This is a genomic window from Cognatundibacterium jejuense (assembly GCF_014284255.1).
Lineage (GTDB): Bacteria > Pseudomonadota > Gammaproteobacteria > Burkholderiales > Burkholderiaceae_D > Undibacterium > Undibacterium jejuense.
In genome coordinates this window covers 1-511 of sequence record NZ_JACOFV010000057.1, presented here as the reverse complement: position 1 = coordinate 511, position 511 = coordinate 1, and the positions used below count along the sequence as shown (strand labels likewise).

Here is a 511-nt window from a genome sequence, read left to right as displayed (position 1 = left end):
TATTCAAATAACGTCCTCAGGTTGACCCAGTGGGTCGACCATGACTTCGCAATTTGCGGATATTGTTCACCCCATTGCTGGCTAAAGCGCTCCAATTCTGTCAACGCTTGATCTTCTGTTGTCGCCTGGTAAATACGCTTAAGATCGGTTGTAACGGCCTTATAGTCTTTCCAGGAAACATATTTCAAGCTATTGCGCACCATATGAACAATACAAAGCTGAATGCGGGTTTCTGGATACTCTGCTGCAATCGCTTCCGGGAAACCTTTGAGTCCATCCACACAAGCAATCAAGATATCTTGGACGCCACGATTTTTTAGTTCAGTGAGTACCGACAACCAGAATTTGGCGCCTTCATTGTCAGACATCCATAAACCGAGCAAATCCTTCTTGCCGTCCATGTTGACCCCCAATGCCAGATAAATTGCCTTGTTGATGACGCGCATATTGTCACGGATTTTAATGACGATGCAATCAAGATACACAATCGGATAAATCGGATCGAGTGGAC

Annotated in this window: 1 protein-coding gene; it reads right to left on the bottom strand. The window is 45.0% G+C overall.

The genetic code is table 11. The features are described 5' to 3' along the window. Positions 1-511 (bottom strand): IS256 family transposase (locus H8K32_RS20005; protein WP_186914395.1); only part of this gene is annotated, 511 nt, incomplete at both ends.